The sequence below is a fragment of the Micromonospora sp. NPDC051924 genome, from assembly GCF_055586005.1.
Genome location: NZ_JBVJJA010000018.1, coordinates 29917 through 45228, shown reverse-complemented (window position 1 = coordinate 45228; position 15312 = coordinate 29917). Strand labels below are relative to the sequence as shown.

The following is a 15312-nucleotide window of genomic DNA, read 5'->3' as shown; positions in this document are numbered from 1 at the left end:
GGATCACGACTGTGAGGGAATCATGCGAGCTAGCCAGGACGAGCTGATCCGGCCCGGGACCGCCCGGGGCGGCGCGCGCCGCCGTGCGTTGGCGGCCGCCGTGCTCGCCGCCGCGCTGGCCCTGACCTCCGCCTGCACCAGCGGCGGCGGGGACAAGGGGCCGAGCTGGCAGGGTGGCGGGGACAGCGGCCCGAAGGCGGCCGCGACCATCGCCGAACCCAAGGCCGACGCCAAGGACGTGCCGGCGTCCACCGCCATCTCCTTCACCACGAAGGAGGCCAAGGAGACCACCGTCGAGCTCAAGGACTCCGCCGGCGAGGCCGTCGAGGGCGAGCTCCAGGCCGACGGCAAGACCTGGCTCCCCGACGGCGCCCTGAAGTACGGCGAGACGTACACCGCGACGGTGACCGCGACCGGCGACGACGACAAGCCGGCGACGGCGACCAGCACCTTCACCACCATGGCCAAGCCCGGCAAGCAGGTGCGGATCAGCAGCTTCCTGGGCGACAACCAGGTGGTCGGGGTGGGCATGCCGCTGATCGTGCGGTTCAGCCGGGCGATCCCGGAGGACTACCGGGACGACGTGCAGCGCCGGATGACGGTCACCGCGAAGCCCGCCCAGGAGGGCATCTGGCACTGGGCGAGCCCGACCGAGGTGCGCTACCGGCCGAAGGAGTTCTGGCAGGCCAACAGCACCGTGACCTACCGGGTGCAGGCGGGCGGCCTGCCGCTCGGCGACGGCTGGTACGGCCGCTCGGATCTCAGCGTGGACATCAAGATCGGCCCGTCGTTCGTGATGACCGTGGAGAACCGCACCAAGACCATGACGGTGACCAAGGACGGCCAGGTCATCAAGAGGATCCTGGTGAGCCTCGGCAAGAAGACCACCCCGTCGTCCAGCGGGACCATGGTGGTGATCGAGAAACTCCGCAAGACGGTCTTCGACACCACGGCGGAACTGGGTCCGGACGAGGGCTACCGCACCGACATCGACTTCGCCCAGCGGCTCACCTGGGGCGGCGAGTTCATCCACGCCGCGCCCTGGTCCGAGGGTGTGCAGGGCAAGGTCAACGTCTCGCACGGCTGCGTGAACGTCTCGATGAAGGACGGCGCCTGGCTCTTCGCCAACACTCGGATGGGTGACCCGATCACCGTCAAGGGCACCGAGCGTCAGCTGCAGAACGGCAACGGTTGGACCGACTGGAACATGAGCTGGGACGAGTACGTCAAGGGCAGCGCCCTGCCGTACGAGCCGCAGCAGGCCGGCGACGGGGCGACCGCGGAGCCGAGCATCGAGCCGACCCCCTGATCCGTCCCGTCGTGGCGGCCCCCTCCTCAGGGAGGGGGCCGTCGCGTTGCCGGACCGGGAAACGCCGAAAGCCCCTCCCTCGGGAGGGGCTTTCGTGACTGGGGTGACTGATGGGAATTGAACCCACGACAACCGGGACCACAACCCGGTGCTCTGCCAACTGAGCTACAGCCACCATGCTCTCCGCGCCGGTCGACCCGGCCGGGGTGCGGACTAATAATAGCCACACCCCTGCCGGCCGCGTCCAGCGGGTTCCGGCTCGGCCCCGAAGGCGGCTCAGAGCTGGGCGGCGATCGCCTTGGCGCTCTCCACGTCCGGGCCGGGCAGCGGGACGAAGATCGTCCGCCGGTAGTACTCCAGCTCCCGGATGCTCTCCCGGATGTCGGCCAGGGCCCGGTGGGCCAGGCCCTTCTGCGGCTGCCCGAAGTACACCCGCGGGTACCAGCGACGGCAGAGCTCCTTGATCGAGGAGACGTCGATCATCCGGTAGTGCAGGTGCGCGTCGAGGCGGGGCATGTCGCGGGCGATGAAGCCCCGGTCGGTGGCGATCGAGTTGCCGCAGAGCGGCGCGGTACGCGGGTCCTTGACGTGGCTGGCCACGTACTCCAGCACCAGGTCCTCGGCCTCCTTGAGGGTGACCGTGGAGCGGCGTACCTCCTCGGTGAGCCCGGACTTGCCGTGCATGGTGCGCACGATCTCCGGCATCCCGTCCAGCGCCGCCTCGTCGGCGTGGATGACCACGTCGACGCCCTCCCCCAGCACGTTCAGATCGGGGTCGGTGACGAGCGCGGCGACCTCGATCAGCGCGTCACGCCCGAGGTCCAGCCCGGTCATCTCACAGTCGATCCAGACGAGAAGATCAGCCACCGGAACAGACTACGCGTCGCCGACGCGCCCGCGCCTCGGCACCGTCGCCGACGTGGACCGCTAGGGTTTCCCCGTGCCAGCCGAACCCGTCGCGCCACCCGCCGTCACCGAGGACGACCCGGGCGGGCGTGCGGCCCGCCGGCTCGTCACGGTGGTGGCGATCGCGGCGGTGCTGCCGGCGCTCTACTGGCCGGGCCGGGTCCACAACTTCTTCGACCTGAAGATCTACATGCGGGCGATGGACTGGTGGGCGGCCGGCCACCCGCTCTACGACTACGTGCAGCCCGACCGGGTGCAGGGCGCGCTCTACTTCACCTACCCGCCCTTCGCGGCGCTGCTGCTGCGGCCGTTCGCCCTGCTGCCACTGGGCGCCACCGTGGTGATCTTCACCGCGCTGACCCTGCTGGGCGTGGTGGTGACGACGCGGTGGCTGGTGACGCCGGTGGCCGAGCGGCACGACCTGCCCCGGCTCTTCACGCTCACCGTCGCGGTGCTGCTGGTCTTCGCGGTGGAGAGCACCCGGGAGACCATCACCTTCGGTCAGATCAACATGCTGCTGGTGGTGCTGATCCTGGCCGACCTGCTCTTCGCCGTACCCGGGGGGCGACGCTGGGCCGGGGTGGGCGTGGGGCTGGCGACGGCGCTGAAGCTCTTCCCCGGCATCTTCATCCTCTACCTGCTGGCCACCCGTCGCTGGCGGGCGGCGGTGGTCGCCTCGGCCACCGCGACGGTGGCCACCCTGCTGGCCGCGGCGGCGGCGCCGGGCGACTCGTGGCGGTTCTGGACCCACGAGCTGTGGGCGACCGACCGGGTGGGACGGACCGACTACACCGGGAACCAGTCGCTGTTCGGTCTGCTCAGCCGGTTCACCGCCCCGGAGAAGCCCAGCCAGCTGCCCTGGCTGCTGCTGGTCCTGGCGGTCACGGCGTACGGGCTGTGGCGGGCGGCGCGCGCGGCGCGGGCCGGGGACGCGCTCGCCGGCATCACGCTGACCGGCCTGGTCGGCGGCCTGGTCAGCCCGATCACCTGGACCCACCACCTGTACTGGTTCATCCCGGCGGTGGCGGTGCTGGTCGACACCGCGCTGGACGCCGACCCGCACACGGTGGCGGGCGCCCGGCGGCGTCGCTGGCTGCTCACCCTGGCGGCCGGCACCAGCTTCGTGAGCATCTACGGGGTGGTGACCTTCCTGGACTGGGGGGTCGCGCCGGCACGTACCGACAGTCTCGGCGAGTTCGTCGCCCGCAACGCGTACGTGCTGCTCAGTCTCCTGCTGCTGGCGGCGTTGCCGTACCGGCGGGCGGCGCGGCCCACCAGATCCTGAAACTTGCACCAAATGGACAGACGTCGCGATCAACGGCCTTCGGCGCTAATCTGGTCTCAACTACCTCAAGTTTCTCCCAGGTAGCACCGATTCCCCCGGTGATGGTGGCCCTCCGCGTCGGCAGCGCGGAGGGCCACCTGCCGTTCCGGGCGACGTCAGTCGTCGGCCCTGCGTACCGGACCGTCCAGCGGCGACGGACGGGATGTCTCCGACGCGGCGGCCGTTGGCCAGGCCCAGGCCGGGTCGCCCGGCAGGTCCGCCAGGGCCTCGGGGCTGCGGCTGGGCACCGGGCCGATCGCCGCCCTGGGTCGATCGGTGTGCCCCGACCCGACCGCGACCAGTTGCCGCTCGGGCAGGTCAGAACGGTCCTCCCCCGACCCCAACCCGCTGAGCGAGCTGACCCCGAGCCGCCCGGCGAGCACCGGGACCTGGTCCGGCTCGACGACGAAGACCACCTCACGCGGGCGGACCGGCCGCAGCAGCAGCAGCACGGCCAGGACCAGCAGCAGCGTCCCGCCGGCCAGCAGCGCCCACGCCGCCCCGGGGAACCAGCCGGCCCGCACCTCGGCGCGCAGGTCCAGCACCAGGCCGCCCCGCCCGTCCGGACGCATCACCACCAGGCTCAACGAACGGCCGGCCAGCTCCGCCGGGCTCCACTCGAGCGCGCCCACCCCTTCGCGTACCCAGAAGTCCTGGTCGAGGGGGCTGGTGGCGGCGGTGCCGGCGGCGACCGGGCCGGCCGGCTCCAGCCGTACCGGCAGCGGGCCGCGGGCCAGCGCGACGCGACCGACGGTGGCGTGCGGGACGGCGGCCAGCCAGCGCCCGACCTGGTCGGTCGGGGCCAGGCCGAGGAAGGCCGGACCGTCGGCGGTCCGCGCGGTCAGCCGCAGCCGGGCCTGGCCCGTGCGGACGAACGGCGCCTCCGCGCGGAGCAGCCGGTCCACGTCGGTGACCACCACGGCGTGTCCCGTGGTGCGGACCGTCTCGAACCGGGCGCCGAACCCGCCGTCCGGGTCGGCGTGCCGGGCGGCGACCCAGAGACCGGCGCCCGCCAGCAGCGTCGGAATCCCCACGGTCAACAGCAGCATGCCGGCGATCGTCCGCACGAAACGCATTCGCGTCGTCTCCCTCGGTAGCCAGATACCCGGCCGACCTTACCGACGCGAACCGCACAATCGCCGGATATCCACGGCAAGCACCGCACGGACCGCCGAAAGCGCGCCGGCGACGAGGGTCAGGACTTCGGCGTGGACTCCCGCCGGGTACGCAGGAACGCCAGCCCGCCGAGGATCAGCCCGGCCAGGCCGGCCACCAGACCGGCCACGCCGAGCACGGTGGCGGTGCCCGAGTCGGCGTCGTCGTCCCCGCCGGACGCGGCGGCCGGCGGGCTGGCGGCCGGCGACGCGGACCCCGATGCGGCGGTCAGCGTGAGCACCGGGGCCGGGTTCTCCGGCTCCTCCTGGCCCGGCGTCGGCTCCTCGATCCAGCGGGACACGTTGCCGTCCGAGTAGGTCTGGAGCACCTTGAACACCATCTTGTCCACCTGCGGCAGCGGGCCCATCGACACCGGGAACTCCTGGAACTCGCCCGGCTTGACCCCGCCGCCGGCGGCCGCGGTCCAGGTCAGCTTGGACACCGCCTCGGTGAGCTGGCTGCCGTGCACCTCGATCGGCGGGTCGACCTTGCGCTTCTCCACCTTCACCGTCCACCCGGCGACCGGCATGGTGGAGACCGAGCCGACCGGCGCGTTCTCCGGCAGCACCACCTCCACCTTGGTGGTCGATGCCGTGTCGCTCTCGTTCGGCACCCGGAAGGCGAACCGGCCGTAGCCACCCTGGGTGGCTTCCGTCGGGTTGACCGTGACGTGCGCCGAGGCGGGCCCGGCCAGGCCGAGCACCGCCGTGGCGACGGCGGCGAGAGTGAGCGCGGCGGCGGTCGCGGGGCGCCGGATACGGATCATGGGTCGGAACGCCTTCCGTTACTTGATCGGCACGGTGGCGATCACCGTGGCCTGGTCGATGTCGGACGTGCGGACGGTGAAGCGCAGCTGCCACTGGCCCGCCGCCGGGAGGTTGATCTCCCCGGTGGCGTGGTTGTCGGTCAGCGGCAGCAGCGGGATCTCGATCGGCTCGATCCCGGCCGACGGCAGCGCCGCCGTGGCCTTCCACTCCTTGACCGGCTGGGGCCGGTTGTCCTTCGTGTACGCGTAGAGGTGCAGCGAGTTGTTGCCGCGCTCGGCCGGGTCCAGCTCCACCTGCAGGGAGTAGAGCGGGCTGTTGAGCGTGGCGGAGAAGTAGCCGGTGGGCGTACCGGCCACGTCGGTGGCGGCGGTGCGGGCCGGGGTGGTCTGCACCAGGGTCGCCGACACGCCGAGCACCACCGCCGTGATCAGCAGCTCGACCAGCACCGCCCGGCGCATCGTCCCCGGGCGGCCCGCGGCGGTCCGCCGCCGCACCAGCGACCGGGAGTACGCGGCGACCGCGATCACCAGCACGAACAGCCCGATCTTGGCGAGCAGCAGCTGCCCGTAGGTGGTGTCGACCAGCGCCTTCGGGGTGGCCACCTCGATCAGCCCCTGCACGGTCCCGGCGAGCAGCAGCGCCGCCACCGCCAGGGCCGCCCAGCGGGACCAGATCGGCAGGATCGCGTCCAGCTCCCGCTCGTCGGCCCGGCGCAGCAGGAAGACCGCGAGCATCACCAGGCCGCCCAGCCAGACCGCCATGCTGCCCAGGTGCACCGCGTCCACCACCACGGAGACCGCCGGCGCGGGCGAGGCCGCCGGGTGACCCGCGAGGGGCCAGGTGAACAGCGCCGCGCCGCCGAGGAGGGCCAGGATGATCCCGTCGGTGCGGCCGACCGGTCCGGCGAAGAGCGGCCGGAGCAGGAACGCCGCCGCCGCGAGCAGGCCCAGCCGGACCAGGTGCGCGGTGCCGTACGCGCTGCCCAGCACGTCGCCGAGGCCGGAGCCGGTCACGTCGAACAGGCCACCGCCGTTGGTGTACGGCACCTGCAACCACAGGTCGGCGAGGGTGGCGAGCACCAGCAGGCCCAGTCCCGACCAGGCCAGCCGGGCCGGCCCGCGCCGGGACAGCCGGCGGGGCCAGAGCGCGGCCAGCACCAGCGCCGGGCCGACCAGCAGCAGCAGTCCGGCGTAGCCGAGGTACTTCGCCACCTTGACCGCGTTCTCCACGACCGGGTCGGCGCGGGTGTCCGTGCCGGAGTCGGTCGGCGGGGCGGACGGGGCGCCCACCGAAAAGGTGAACGCGCCGGAGACCGGGTGGCTGTCGGCCGAGATCACCCGATAGCTGACCAGGTAGGTGCCGCGCGCGGAGCTGTCCACCGGGATGGTCACCACCGCCCCCTTGACCGTGGGCTCACCACGGTCGGCCCGGGACGCGTCGGGAGCGATCACCCGGATCTTGCCGGGCACCTTGCGGACCCCCTCGCTGAAGGTCAGCACCACCTCGGACGGGCCGCTGGGCACCACCGACGAGGCGGTCGGGCTGGTGCTCACCAGAACCGCGTGCGCGCTGGCCGGGGTGGCCGGGGCGAGCAGCAGGGCGACCAGGGTGACCAGCAGGCCGGCGGCGGCGCCCAGCCGGGCGGCCCAACGGCGATCGGCGGCGGCCCGCGGGTCGACCCGGCGGCGTACGGCAGCAGTCATGACCATCATGCTTCCCGACCGCGCGTCGATCGGCGAACCCGCCTCATCCGCGCCCCGGCGCGAGCGCCGCGGGCACCGGACGCCCCGGCTCCCGGCTGACCCGGCCCAGCGCCCAGAGCAGGCCGGCCTGCACCACGGCGGCGAGGTGGCCCAACTCGTGCACCACCGCGGTGGCCGAGGCGGCGACGTCCACCACGCTGGTCGCGGCCAGGCAGACCGCCAGCACCAGCGCCACCGGCAGGAAGGCCCGGGCCCGCTCCGGCCGCCAGGCGGCGAGGGCGAAGCCGACGGCGAGCGCCACGTCGAAGGAGGCCATCTCCCGGCCGGTGTGCGGATCGGCGGCCACACCGAGCCCGGCCAGCAGGATCGGCAGCGCGACGGCGAGCTGGGCGACGGCGGCCACCGCGACGGCCACCCGGAGCACCTGGCGGCGGGCGCGCCGGGTCACCGCCGCGCCGTCCCGCGTGGCCGCCCGGTCCGCGGCGACCGCGGCGAGCACCGCGGCGGTCAGATCGGGTACGTCCACCGCCTGCACCCGGGTGAGCCGGGTCACCCGCTCGGCCGTGGCCAGCCACGAACGGCAGCCCGGGCAGCCGGCGGTGTGCGCCTCCAGCACCCCGGCCGGCGCCTGCGGGTCCTCGCCGTCGAGCCGCGCGGAGAGTGCCGCCCGTACGTCGTCGCACGTCATGAGCGGGTAGTCGGGCGGCGGGCCGGGAAAGTTCCCGGCGTGGGCGGGACCACGGAAAGGGCCGAACGACCCTGTCCCGCCCAGCTACGCCGCGTAACCTCGTCTGTCGTGATCCCCGGCCCGCGCGACACCTCCGCCGACCGCCGTCCGGCGGGGCGGGACGCTGCGCAGGATCAGGTGACGGAGTGGGCGCTGGCCGCCGGCACGGGCGACCCGACGGCGCAGGCCGCCTTCGTCCGGTCCACCCAGGCCGAGGTGTGGCGCTTCGCCGCCGCCCTCGTCGACCCGGACAGTGCCGACGACCTGACCCAGGAGACCTACCTGCGGGCGTTCCGGGCGCTGCCCGGTTTCGAGGGGCGCTCCAGCGCGCGCACCTGGCTGCTCGGCATCGCCCGGCGGGCCTGCGCCGACCACCTGCGCAGCGTGGTCCGCCGGCGGCGGCTGGACGAGCGGCTCGCCGCGCACGCGGCCACCGAGCGGCCGTACCCCGACCCGGCCGGCCAGCTCGGTGCCGCCGACCTGGTCCGTCGGCTTCCCGCCGAGCGGCGCGGCGCGTTCGTGCTCACCCAACTGCTCGGCCTGTCGTACGCCGAGGCCGCCGAGGTGGAGGGGGTGCCGGTGGGCACCATCCGCTCCCGGGTGGCGCGGGCCCGGGGCGACCTGGTCGACGCCGTCGGCGACGCGCTGGCCGGATGACCATGGAACCGTCCGCGGCTCCCGAGCGACTAACCACCGTGAGCGCATCTCGCAACCCGGCCGCCCGCTGGCCCCTCCTGCGGCCCTGGCTCGGCACCGCCGCCCGGCTCGGGCTGGCCGCCGTCTGGTTGATCGCCGGCGGTTCCAAGGTCGGTGACCTGGGCGCCTCCGGCCGGGCGGTCAACGCCTACCAGGTGATGCCGTACGACGTGGCGGCCGTGATCGGGGCCGCGCTGCCCTTCGTGGAGCTGGCGCTCGGCGTGCTGCTGCTCGTCGGGCTGGCCACCCGGCTGGCCGCCGGCATCTCCACGGCGCTGCTGGTGGTCTTCATCACCGGCATCGCCTCGGCCTGGGCGCGTGGCCTGGCCATCGACTGCGGGTGCTTCGGCAGCGGCGGCCAGCTCGCCGCCGGCCAGGCCCCGAGCTACCTCCCGGAGATCCTCCGGGACCTGGGGTTCCTGGTACTGGCCGGGTTCCTGCTGATCTGGCCCCGCACCCCGTTCTCGGTGGACGGCTGGCTGGCGGGCGAACCACCCGTGGAGGGCGAGGATGAGTAGTCGCAAGGGGCAGAAGAACGCGGCCCGGGTGGTCCGCGAGCAGATCGCCCGCGAGAAGAGACGCACGCGCACGATCATCACCTCGATCGCCGCGGTGGTGGTGCTGGTGCTCGCCGGGCTGATCGGGTGGGCCGTCTACTCCAGCCAGAAGTCCACGACCTACACCGCCCCGACGGGCGCCAACCACACCGGCACCGGGATCCAGCTCGGCCAGGGACGGGTCACCATCGACCTGTACGAGGACTACCTCTGCCCGGTCTGCAAGCGGTTCCAGGAGACCAGCGGGCCGACGCTCAACCAGTTGATCAGCGAGGGCAAGGTGCAGGTGATCTTCCACCCCGTCGCCTTCCTGAACCGCTTCTCCACCACCGAGTACTCCACCCGCGCCTCGGCCGCCTCCGGCTGCGCCGCGCAGGGCGGCAAGTTCAAGGAGTTCACCGACCAGCTCTTCGCCAAGCAGCCGCCGGAGAACAGCGCCGGGCTGAGCGACGCCGAGCTGATCGACATCGGCGCGGGGGTCGGCCTGAACAAGGACGACTTCGGCTCCTGTGTCAACGACGGCACGTACAACTCGTGGACCGAGCACGTCACCGACGACGCCAGCAAGGCCGGGGTGACCGGCACCCCGACCGTCAAGGTCAACGGCAAGGAGATCCAGGACAAGACCCCGGACGGGATCAAGGCGGCGGTGGAGGCGGCCGGCAAGTGATCCGCGTACCGCTGCGGCGGGCGGGACTGGTGGTCACCGCCGCGCTCGCCGCCCTGCTCGCCCTCGCCAGCCCGGCCGCCGCGCACGGCGCGGACGCCCCCGACGGCACCGACTACCGGGCGGAGGTCACCGCGCTCAGCCCTGCCCCGCGCGGGCTCACCGCGCGGATCGTCGAGGCGGGCGCCCGGCTGGAGATCATCAACACCACCGGGCGGGACGTCGAGGTGCTCGGCTACTCCGGCGAGCCGTACCTGCGGATCGGCCCGGGCGGGGTGTACGAGAACACCCGTTCCCCCGCCACGTACCTCAACCGCACCCTCGCCGGCGACACCCCGCTGCCGCCCGAGGCCGACCCGGCCGCCGCCCCGGCCTGGCGGAAGGTCTCGGCCGACCAGCGTGCCCGCTGGCACGACCAGCGGACCCTCTGGCTGGAGTCCGACCCGCCGGCGCCGGTGACCGCCGATCCGAACCGCCAGCAGCGGGTCCGCGACTGGGTGGTGCCGCTGCGCGACGGCGACCGGGCGATCGAGGTGCGCGGCACGCTGGACTGGGTGCCGCCGCCGGACCCGTACCCCTGGTGGGTGGCCGGGACGCTCGGCTTCCTGCTCGTCGGCGCCGCCGGGCTGCTCCCCGCCGGCACCGTGGCCGGGGGCCGGGCGCTGCGCGCGGTCGGTGGCCTGCTCGCCCTCGGCGGGCTGGCCGCGGTGACGTCCACCGTCGGCCGGGCGCTCGACGCCGGGGCCGACGGCGTCGGCGGGACGCTGCTCGGGCTGCTCACCGCCCAGACCTGGGCGCTGCTCACCGGGCTCGGCGCGCTCGCCGCCGGCGCATACGCCCTCGCCCGCCGCCCGGCCGCCGACTTCGCACTCGCCCTGGCCGGGTCGTGCCTGGCGCTCTTCGCCGGAGCCGCGAACCTGGCCGTGCTGTCCCGCTCGGTGGTACCGGCCCCCTGGCCGCCCGATCTCACCCGGATCCTGGTCACCCTGGTCCTGGCCACCGGCTCCGGCGCGCTGGCCGCCGGCCTCCTCCGCCTGCACACCGCCGCCCGCGCCACCCATCCCCCTTCCCCCTCCCCCGCAACCTCCGCCCCCCGCTGACCTCGACGATCTTGCAGTTGTGGCGGGGGTTTCGCCGGACCTGCCACGGTTCGCCGCCACCACAAGTGCAAGATCGCCGCAGCTGGCGGAGGCGGGGTCAGGGGCGAGGGGCGGTGCGGGGATCGAAGGCGTACGGGAGTTCCAGGCGGTGGGTCGCCAGGAGTTCGTCGTCGGTGAGGATGTCCGGGGTGGGGGCGTCGGCGACGATCCGGCCGCCGTCGAGGATCACCGAACGGGTGCACAGCTCCGCCGCGTACGGCAGGTCGTGGGTGACCATCAGCAGGGTCACCGGGAGCCCGCGCAGGATCTCCGCCAGCTCCCGCCGCGCCGCCGGGTCCAGGTTCGACGACGGCTCGTCGAGGACCAGGATCTCCGGATGCATGGCGAGCACGGTGGCCACCGCCACCCGGCGACGCTGGCCGAAGGAGAGATGGTGCGGCGCCCGGTCCCGGTGCTCGCTCATCCCCACCGCGGCGAGGGCCTCGTCGACCCGCGCCGCCAGCTCCGCCCCGCGCAGCCCCAGGTTCGCCGGGCCGAACGCGACGTCCTCGGCGACCGTGGGCAGGAAGAGCTGGTCGTCGGGATCCTGGAAGACGATGCCCACCCGGCGGCGGATCTCGGCGAGGGTGTCCCGGTCCCGGCTCACCGTCAGGTCGCCGACGCTGACCGTCCCCTCGGTCGGCGTGAGGATGCCGTTCAGGTGCAGCACCAGGGTGGTCTTGCCGGCGCCGTTCGGCCCGAGCAGCGCCACCCGGTCGCCGCGCGGCACGGTCAGGTCCACCCCGTGCAGGGCGACGTGACCGTCCGGATACGCGTACCGGACGCCACGGACGTCCAGGGAGGGCGGCTGCTGCACGTACCCGATCATGTCAGCACGACCGCGACGGCGGCGATGGTGACCGCGATCGCCGGCACCGTCGCGGCGGCCGCCCACTGGCCCGCGGTGGCCGCGCCCGCGCCCTGCCAGACCGCCGGCATCCGGCCGGTGTAGCCGCGCGAAACCATGGCCAGGTAGACCCGCTCGCCGCGCTCGAAGGCCCGCAGGAAGAGCGCGCCCACCCCGGCCGCGAAGCCGCGCAGCTGCCAGAGGAATCGCGGGTCGTCGCCGCGGGACACCCGGGCCACCCGCATCCGCCGCGCCTCGCCGACCAGCACGTCCAGGTAGCGCAGCATGAAGGTGGCGATCTGGGTGAGCACCTGCGGGCAGCGCAGCCGGTCCAGGCCGACGATCAGGTCACGCGTCGTCGTGGTCGCCGCCAGCAGAAGCGACGCGAGTACGCCGAGGGTGCCCTTGGCCAGGATGTTCCACGCGCCGTGCAGGCCGTCCACGGAGAGGCTCCACCCGGCCACCTCGACCCGTTCCCCGGTGCCGAAGAACGGCAACGCGAACGCGAACAGCACGAACGGCAGCTCGATCAGCGCCCGGCTGAGCAGCCAGCGCGGGCCGACCCGGGCCAGCGCGGCCACGGCGGCGACCAGCACGGCGTACCCGCCGAAGGCCCAGTACGCCTCCCGCGGCGTGGCGACCACCGCGAGGGTGAAGAGCACCATCGCCGCGATCTTCACCTCGGGCGGGAGGCGGTGCACCGGGGAGGTGGACTGCCGGTAGAGGACGTGCGCGTGCCCGGCACCCATCGGTCGCGTACCCCCTCAGCCGGCGCTGTCGGCGCGCGACGCCGGCTGCCCGTCGGGCGCCCGGCCGGCCGTCTTGTCGGACGCCTGGCCACGGCGGCGGGCCAGCCAGAACAGGCCACCGCCGAGGGCGAAGGTGAGCAGCACGCCGAGCACCCCGGAGAGGCCGGTGGAGAGGAAGCCGTGGTCGATCCCCCGGACGCCGTAGTTGGCGAGCGGGCTGTCGGCCAGCTCGTGGTGCCGGGTCTGCTGGGCCGGGCAACTGCCGCCGGTGATCTGCCCGTGGGCGTTCACCGTGCAGCCCTTGAGCAGCGACGAGTCCAGCCCGTCCGGGTGCGGGGAGGCGTAGTTGCTGACCACGCCGGCGAGCAGCAGGGCGACCAGCAGGCCGCCGAGGAGGAAGGGCCAGGAACGCCGGTTCATCGGGCACCTCCGGCGACCGGGACGGCCGGGACCGGCGGGGCCGGCTTCAGGGCACGCAGCGCGTAGACCAGATCGGGGCGGACCTTCGCGACGGTGACCACGGTGGTCGCGGTGATCAGGCCCTCACCGACGCCGATCAGCACGTGGAAACCGGCCATCGTGCCGGCCAGCCCGGCCAGGTTGCCGCCCAGGTCGGTGGTGCCGCCCAGCCAGTACTCCAGGACGAAACCCTGGCTGGCGACCACCACGCTGACCAGCGCGGAGACGAAGGCGGTGACGGCGAGGCCGGCGTTGCTGCGCGGCAGCACCCGCAGCAGCAGCGCGATCAGCAGGTACGCGGCGGCGGTGCCGATGATCGCCATGTTGGTGACGTTCAGGCCGAGCATCGCCACCCCGCCGTCGCCGAAGACCAGGGCCTGCACGATCAGGACCACGGCGACGCAGAGCGCCCCCACCCATGGGCCGACCAGCAGCGCGGCCAGCGCGCCGCCGAGCAGGTGGCCGCTGACCCCGGCGGTGAAGATCGGGAAGTTCAGCATCTGCACGGCGAAGATGAACGCGGCCACCAGGCCGGCCATCGGCGCCAGCCGGTCGTCGAGGTCGCGTCGCCCGCGCAGCACGCAGAAGGTGAGCACGGCGAGCGCGAGCGCCCCGAAGATCGCGGCGACGGGACCGTCGATGATCCCGTTCGAGATGTGCATCGCCAGGTTTTCCACCCGCTGAGCTTATTTGTGGCACGCCGTTGTTGCCAATCCCTTGCAACAAGCCATGGTGATCATCACGCCGATGGCGCGTCGCCACCGGCCCCCGGCACCACGGCGGCGGTATCGTCTCGGCCATGACCGACCGCCTCAACCCCGGCGATCCCGCCCCCGAGTTCACCCTGCCCACCGACAGCGCAGGGACGCTCTCCCTGGCCGACCTGCGCGGCCGCAAGGTCATCCTGTACGCGTACCCGGCCGCCATGACGCCCGGCTGCACCAAGCAGGCCTGCGACTTCCGCGACTCACTCGCCTCCCTCCAGGCCGCCGGCTACGAGGTGGTGGGCATCTCGCCGGACAAGCCGGAGAAGCTGGCCAAGTTCCGCGACCGGGACGCCATCACCTTCCCGCTGGTCGCCGACATCGACAAGGCCGTGCTGACCGCGTACGGCGCGTACGGCGAGAAGCAGATGTACGGCAGGACCGTCACCGGCGTGATCCGCTCCACCTTCGTCATCGACGAGGACGGCAAGGTCGAGCGGGCGCTCTACAACGTCAAGGCCACCGGCCATGTCGCCAAGCTGCGCCGCGACCTCGGCCTGGACTGAATCTGTCGTACGCCGCCGCTACCGCCCGTACGCGCCTCGGTACAAGTACTCTCCGAGACGCTGGCGGCAGCGGCGGCCCGAGCGCGCAGCGTCACGGAGGTCATGCGCCTGCTCGGCGTACGGATCAGCGGTGGCTCGCACGCGCACAGTTCCGGGAGTCGGTCATCCACTTCGCGCTGAGCCATCCGCAGTTCGGCTCCCGGAGGATCGCCCAGGGCCTCGCCGAGACATCCGCCGGCAAACGGGTGATCAGCCACCGCACCGCCCTGTTGATCCTGAGGGAGGCTGGGCTCACCACCCCGGAGGCTCGACGCTCTAGACTCAGCAAGTCCGCGGGAGTGGCGTAATAGGCAGGCGCGATAGGTTTAGGTCCTATTGTCCGAAAGGACGTGGGGGTTCGACTCCCCTCTCCCGCACCAGAAGCGTTGTCGTGAGGATCACGAAGGTGGGTTCACGCCACGCCACTCCCCGAGGATGGCGGGCGTGGACCTGCGCTTCGTTCTCGATCCCGACCTGACCCCGGCCCTGCGCGAGCAACTCGTCGACCTGTGGGTGGACGTCACCAACGCCGGAGGTGCGGTCGGCTTCGTCGCCCCGGTGACCGCGGCCGACGTCCGGCCGGTCGCCGAGCGGACCTTCGCCGACGTCACCGGCGGCCCGGACCGGCTGCTGGTCGGCTACGCGGGTGAGCGCGCGGTGGCGGTGCTCGTCCTCGCCGACAACCGCTTCCACCTGAAGACGCACTGGGGCGTCCTCAAGCGGGTCATGGTCCACCCGGACACCCAGGGCCGCGGGTACGGTCTCGACCTCATGCGCGAGGCGGCGCGGCGCGCGCCGGAGCTGGGCTGGTCGGCGCTGCACGTCACGCTCCGCGGCGGCCAGGGGCTGGAGGCGTTCTACGGCCGTCTCGGCTACCGCGAGGTCGGGCGACTGCCGGCGGCGCTGCGGGTCGGCCCGGGCGACGACCGGGACGAGGTCTTCATGTGGCTCGACCTGGCGGACGCGGCGGCCTGACCGGTCGACGCCCGCTGCCGGGC

General features: G+C 73.4%; 17 protein-coding genes and 2 tRNA genes. 9 read left to right on the top strand and 10 right to left on the bottom strand.

Annotated features, from left to right (window positions below; translation table 11 throughout):
* The first annotated feature begins 22 nt into the window (after positions 1-22).
* Positions 23-1309, top strand: a complete 1287-nt coding sequence (locus ACZ6S5_RS16525; RefSeq protein ID WP_466001156.1) for a L,D-transpeptidase — start codon at positions 23-25, stop codon at positions 1307-1309.
* Positions 1310-1408: 99 nt separating this feature from the next.
* Here the strand turns inward: ACZ6S5_RS16525 and ACZ6S5_RS16520 are convergent.
* Both ACZ6S5_RS16520 and orn read right to left on the bottom strand, forming a co-directional pair.
* Positions 1409-1484, bottom strand: a tRNA-His gene (locus ACZ6S5_RS16520).
* Positions 1485-1585: 101 nt separating this feature from the next.
* The gene (gene orn, locus ACZ6S5_RS16515; protein WP_466001154.1) at positions 1586-2176 is read right to left on the bottom strand and encodes an oligoribonuclease; all 591 of its coding nucleotides are present in this window, start codon (positions 2174-2176) and stop codon (positions 1586-1588) included.
* Positions 2177-2249: 73 nt separating this feature from the next.
* Here orn and ACZ6S5_RS16510 point away from each other — a divergent pair, with 73 nt between their 5' ends.
* Positions 2250-3500, top strand: a complete 1251-nt coding sequence (locus tag ACZ6S5_RS16510) for a glycosyltransferase 87 family protein (protein WP_466001152.1) — start codon at positions 2250-2252, stop codon at positions 3498-3500.
* A gap of 155 nt (positions 3501-3655) precedes the next feature.
* On the opposite strand, the gene ACZ6S5_RS16505 is transcribed toward ACZ6S5_RS16510, so the two are convergent.
* The 4 genes from ACZ6S5_RS16505 to ACZ6S5_RS16490 form a co-directional block, all read right to left on the bottom strand.
* On the bottom strand, positions 3656-4615 hold the full coding sequence (locus ACZ6S5_RS16505; RefSeq protein WP_466001151.1) for a hypothetical protein: 960 nt from the start codon (positions 4613-4615) through the stop codon (positions 3656-3658).
* Positions 4616-4734: 119 nt separating this feature from the next.
* On the bottom strand, positions 4735-5460 hold the full coding sequence (locus ACZ6S5_RS16500) for a YcnI family copper-binding membrane protein (protein WP_466001149.1): 726 nt from the start codon (positions 5458-5460) through the stop codon (positions 4735-4737).
* 18 nt (positions 5461-5478) lie between these two features.
* Positions 5479-7164 (bottom strand): copper resistance CopC/CopD family protein, encoded by a 1686-nt coding sequence (locus ACZ6S5_RS16495; RefSeq protein ID WP_466001147.1) that lies wholly within the window; start codon positions 7162-7164, stop codon positions 5479-5481.
* Between the two features lie 43 nt (positions 7165-7207).
* A complete protein-coding gene (locus ACZ6S5_RS16490; protein ID WP_466001145.1) occupies positions 7208-7852 on the bottom strand; it encodes a zf-HC2 domain-containing protein in 645 nt (214 codons plus the stop codon).
* Between the two features lie 108 nt (positions 7853-7960).
* Between ACZ6S5_RS16490 and ACZ6S5_RS16485 the strand changes: the two genes are divergently transcribed.
* Genes ACZ6S5_RS16485 through ACZ6S5_RS16470 form a run of 4 tightly spaced genes read left to right on the top strand, consistent with a single transcriptional unit; the run spans position 7961 to position 10911 of the window.
* Positions 7961-8548, top strand: coding sequence for a sigma-70 family RNA polymerase sigma factor (locus tag ACZ6S5_RS16485; protein ID WP_466001143.1), 588 nt, complete (start codon positions 7961-7963; stop codon positions 8546-8548).
* 2 nt (positions 8549-8550) lie between these two features.
* Positions 8551-9105 (top strand): MauE/DoxX family redox-associated membrane protein, encoded by a 555-nt coding sequence (locus ACZ6S5_RS16480; protein WP_466001289.1) that lies wholly within the window; start codon positions 8551-8553, stop codon positions 9103-9105.
* Complete coding sequence (locus tag ACZ6S5_RS16475) at positions 9098-9814, top strand: DsbA family protein (RefSeq protein ID WP_466001141.1); 717 nt, start codon at positions 9098-9100, stop codon at positions 9812-9814. Before ACZ6S5_RS16480 ends, ACZ6S5_RS16475 begins: the two co-directional genes overlap by 8 nt.
* On the top strand, positions 9811-10911 hold the full coding sequence (locus ACZ6S5_RS16470; RefSeq protein ID WP_466001139.1) for a hypothetical protein: 1101 nt from the start codon (positions 9811-9813) through the stop codon (positions 10909-10911). Before ACZ6S5_RS16475 ends, ACZ6S5_RS16470 begins: the two co-directional genes overlap by 4 nt.
* Before the next feature lie 97 nt (positions 10912-11008).
* Here ACZ6S5_RS16470 and ACZ6S5_RS16465 read toward each other — a convergent pair whose 3' ends face one another.
* From ACZ6S5_RS16465 to ACZ6S5_RS16450, 4 genes are read right to left on the bottom strand one after another with little or no spacing between them, the layout of a single operon-like run.
* Positions 11009-11779 (bottom strand): energy-coupling factor ABC transporter ATP-binding protein, encoded by a 771-nt coding sequence (locus ACZ6S5_RS16465; protein WP_466001137.1) that lies wholly within the window; start codon positions 11777-11779, stop codon positions 11009-11011.
* Entirely contained in the window at positions 11776-12546 is a 771-nt protein-coding gene (cbiQ, locus tag ACZ6S5_RS16460) for a cobalt ECF transporter T component CbiQ (RefSeq protein WP_466001135.1), read from the bottom strand. The genes ACZ6S5_RS16465 and cbiQ overlap by 4 nt, the downstream gene beginning before the upstream one ends.
* A 15-nt stretch (positions 12547-12561) precedes the next feature.
* On the bottom strand, positions 12562-12966 hold the full coding sequence (locus ACZ6S5_RS16455; protein WP_466001133.1) for a PDGLE domain-containing protein: 405 nt from the start codon (positions 12964-12966) through the stop codon (positions 12562-12564).
* Positions 12963-13682, bottom strand: a complete 720-nt coding sequence (locus ACZ6S5_RS16450) for an energy-coupling factor ABC transporter permease (protein ID WP_466001131.1) — start codon at positions 13680-13682, stop codon at positions 12963-12965. The genes ACZ6S5_RS16455 and ACZ6S5_RS16450 overlap by 4 nt, the downstream gene beginning before the upstream one ends.
* 122 nt (positions 13683-13804) lie before the next feature.
* On the opposite strand from ACZ6S5_RS16450, the gene bcp reads away from it, so the two are divergent.
* The 3 genes from bcp (at position 13805) to ACZ6S5_RS16435 (ending at position 15289) form a co-directional block, all read left to right on the top strand.
* The gene (gene bcp / locus ACZ6S5_RS16445) at positions 13805-14275 is read left to right on the top strand and encodes a thioredoxin-dependent thiol peroxidase (RefSeq protein WP_466001129.1); all 471 of its coding nucleotides are present in this window, start codon (positions 13805-13807) and stop codon (positions 14273-14275) included.
* A 332-nt stretch (positions 14276-14607) separates the two neighbouring features.
* A tRNA-Leu gene (locus tag ACZ6S5_RS16440) sits at positions 14608-14694 on the top strand.
* 64 nt (positions 14695-14758) lie between these two features.
* Positions 14759-15289 (top strand): GNAT family N-acetyltransferase, encoded by a 531-nt coding sequence (locus ACZ6S5_RS16435; RefSeq protein WP_466001127.1) that lies wholly within the window; start codon positions 14759-14761, stop codon positions 15287-15289.
* Positions 15290-15312: the final 23 nt, after the last annotated feature.

Bases quoted from the DNA above. Each gene is read 5' to 3' on its own strand.
- ACZ6S5_RS16475 (WP_466001141.1), top strand. From the start codon at position 9,098: ATGAGTAGTCGCAAGGGGCAGAAGAACGCGGCCCGGGTGGTCCGCGAG.
- ACZ6S5_RS16480 (WP_466001289.1), top strand. From the start codon at position 8,551: ATGGAACCGTCCGCGGCTCCCGAGCGACTAACCACCGTGAGCGCATCT.
- bcp (WP_466001129.1), top strand. From the start codon at position 13,805: ATGACCGACCGCCTCAACCCCGGCGATCCCGCCCCCGAGTTCACCCTG.
- ACZ6S5_RS16490 (WP_466001145.1), bottom strand. From the start codon at position 7,852: ATGACGTGCGACGACGTACGGGCGGCACTCTCCGCGCGGCTCGACGGC.
- ACZ6S5_RS16455 (WP_466001133.1), bottom strand. From the start codon at position 12,966: ATGAACCGGCGTTCCTGGCCCTTCCTCCTCGGCGGCCTGCTGGTCGCC.
- ACZ6S5_RS16500 (WP_466001149.1), bottom strand. From the start codon at position 5,460: ATGATCCGTATCCGGCGCCCCGCGACCGCCGCCGCGCTCACTCTCGCC.
- ACZ6S5_RS16465 (WP_466001137.1), bottom strand. From the start codon at position 11,779: ATGATCGGGTACGTGCAGCAGCCGCCCTCCCTGGACGTCCGTGGCGTC.
- ACZ6S5_RS16505 (WP_466001151.1), bottom strand. From the start codon at position 4,615: ATGCGTTTCGTGCGGACGATCGCCGGCATGCTGCTGTTGACCGTGGGG.
- cbiQ (WP_466001135.1), bottom strand. From the start codon at position 12,546: ATGGGTGCCGGGCACGCGCACGTCCTCTACCGGCAGTCCACCTCCCCG.
- ACZ6S5_RS16525 (WP_466001156.1), top strand. From the start codon at position 23: ATGCGAGCTAGCCAGGACGAGCTGATCCGGCCCGGGACCGCCCGGGGC.
- ACZ6S5_RS16495 (WP_466001147.1), bottom strand. From the start codon at position 7,164: ATGACTGCTGCCGTACGCCGCCGGGTCGACCCGCGGGCCGCCGCCGAT.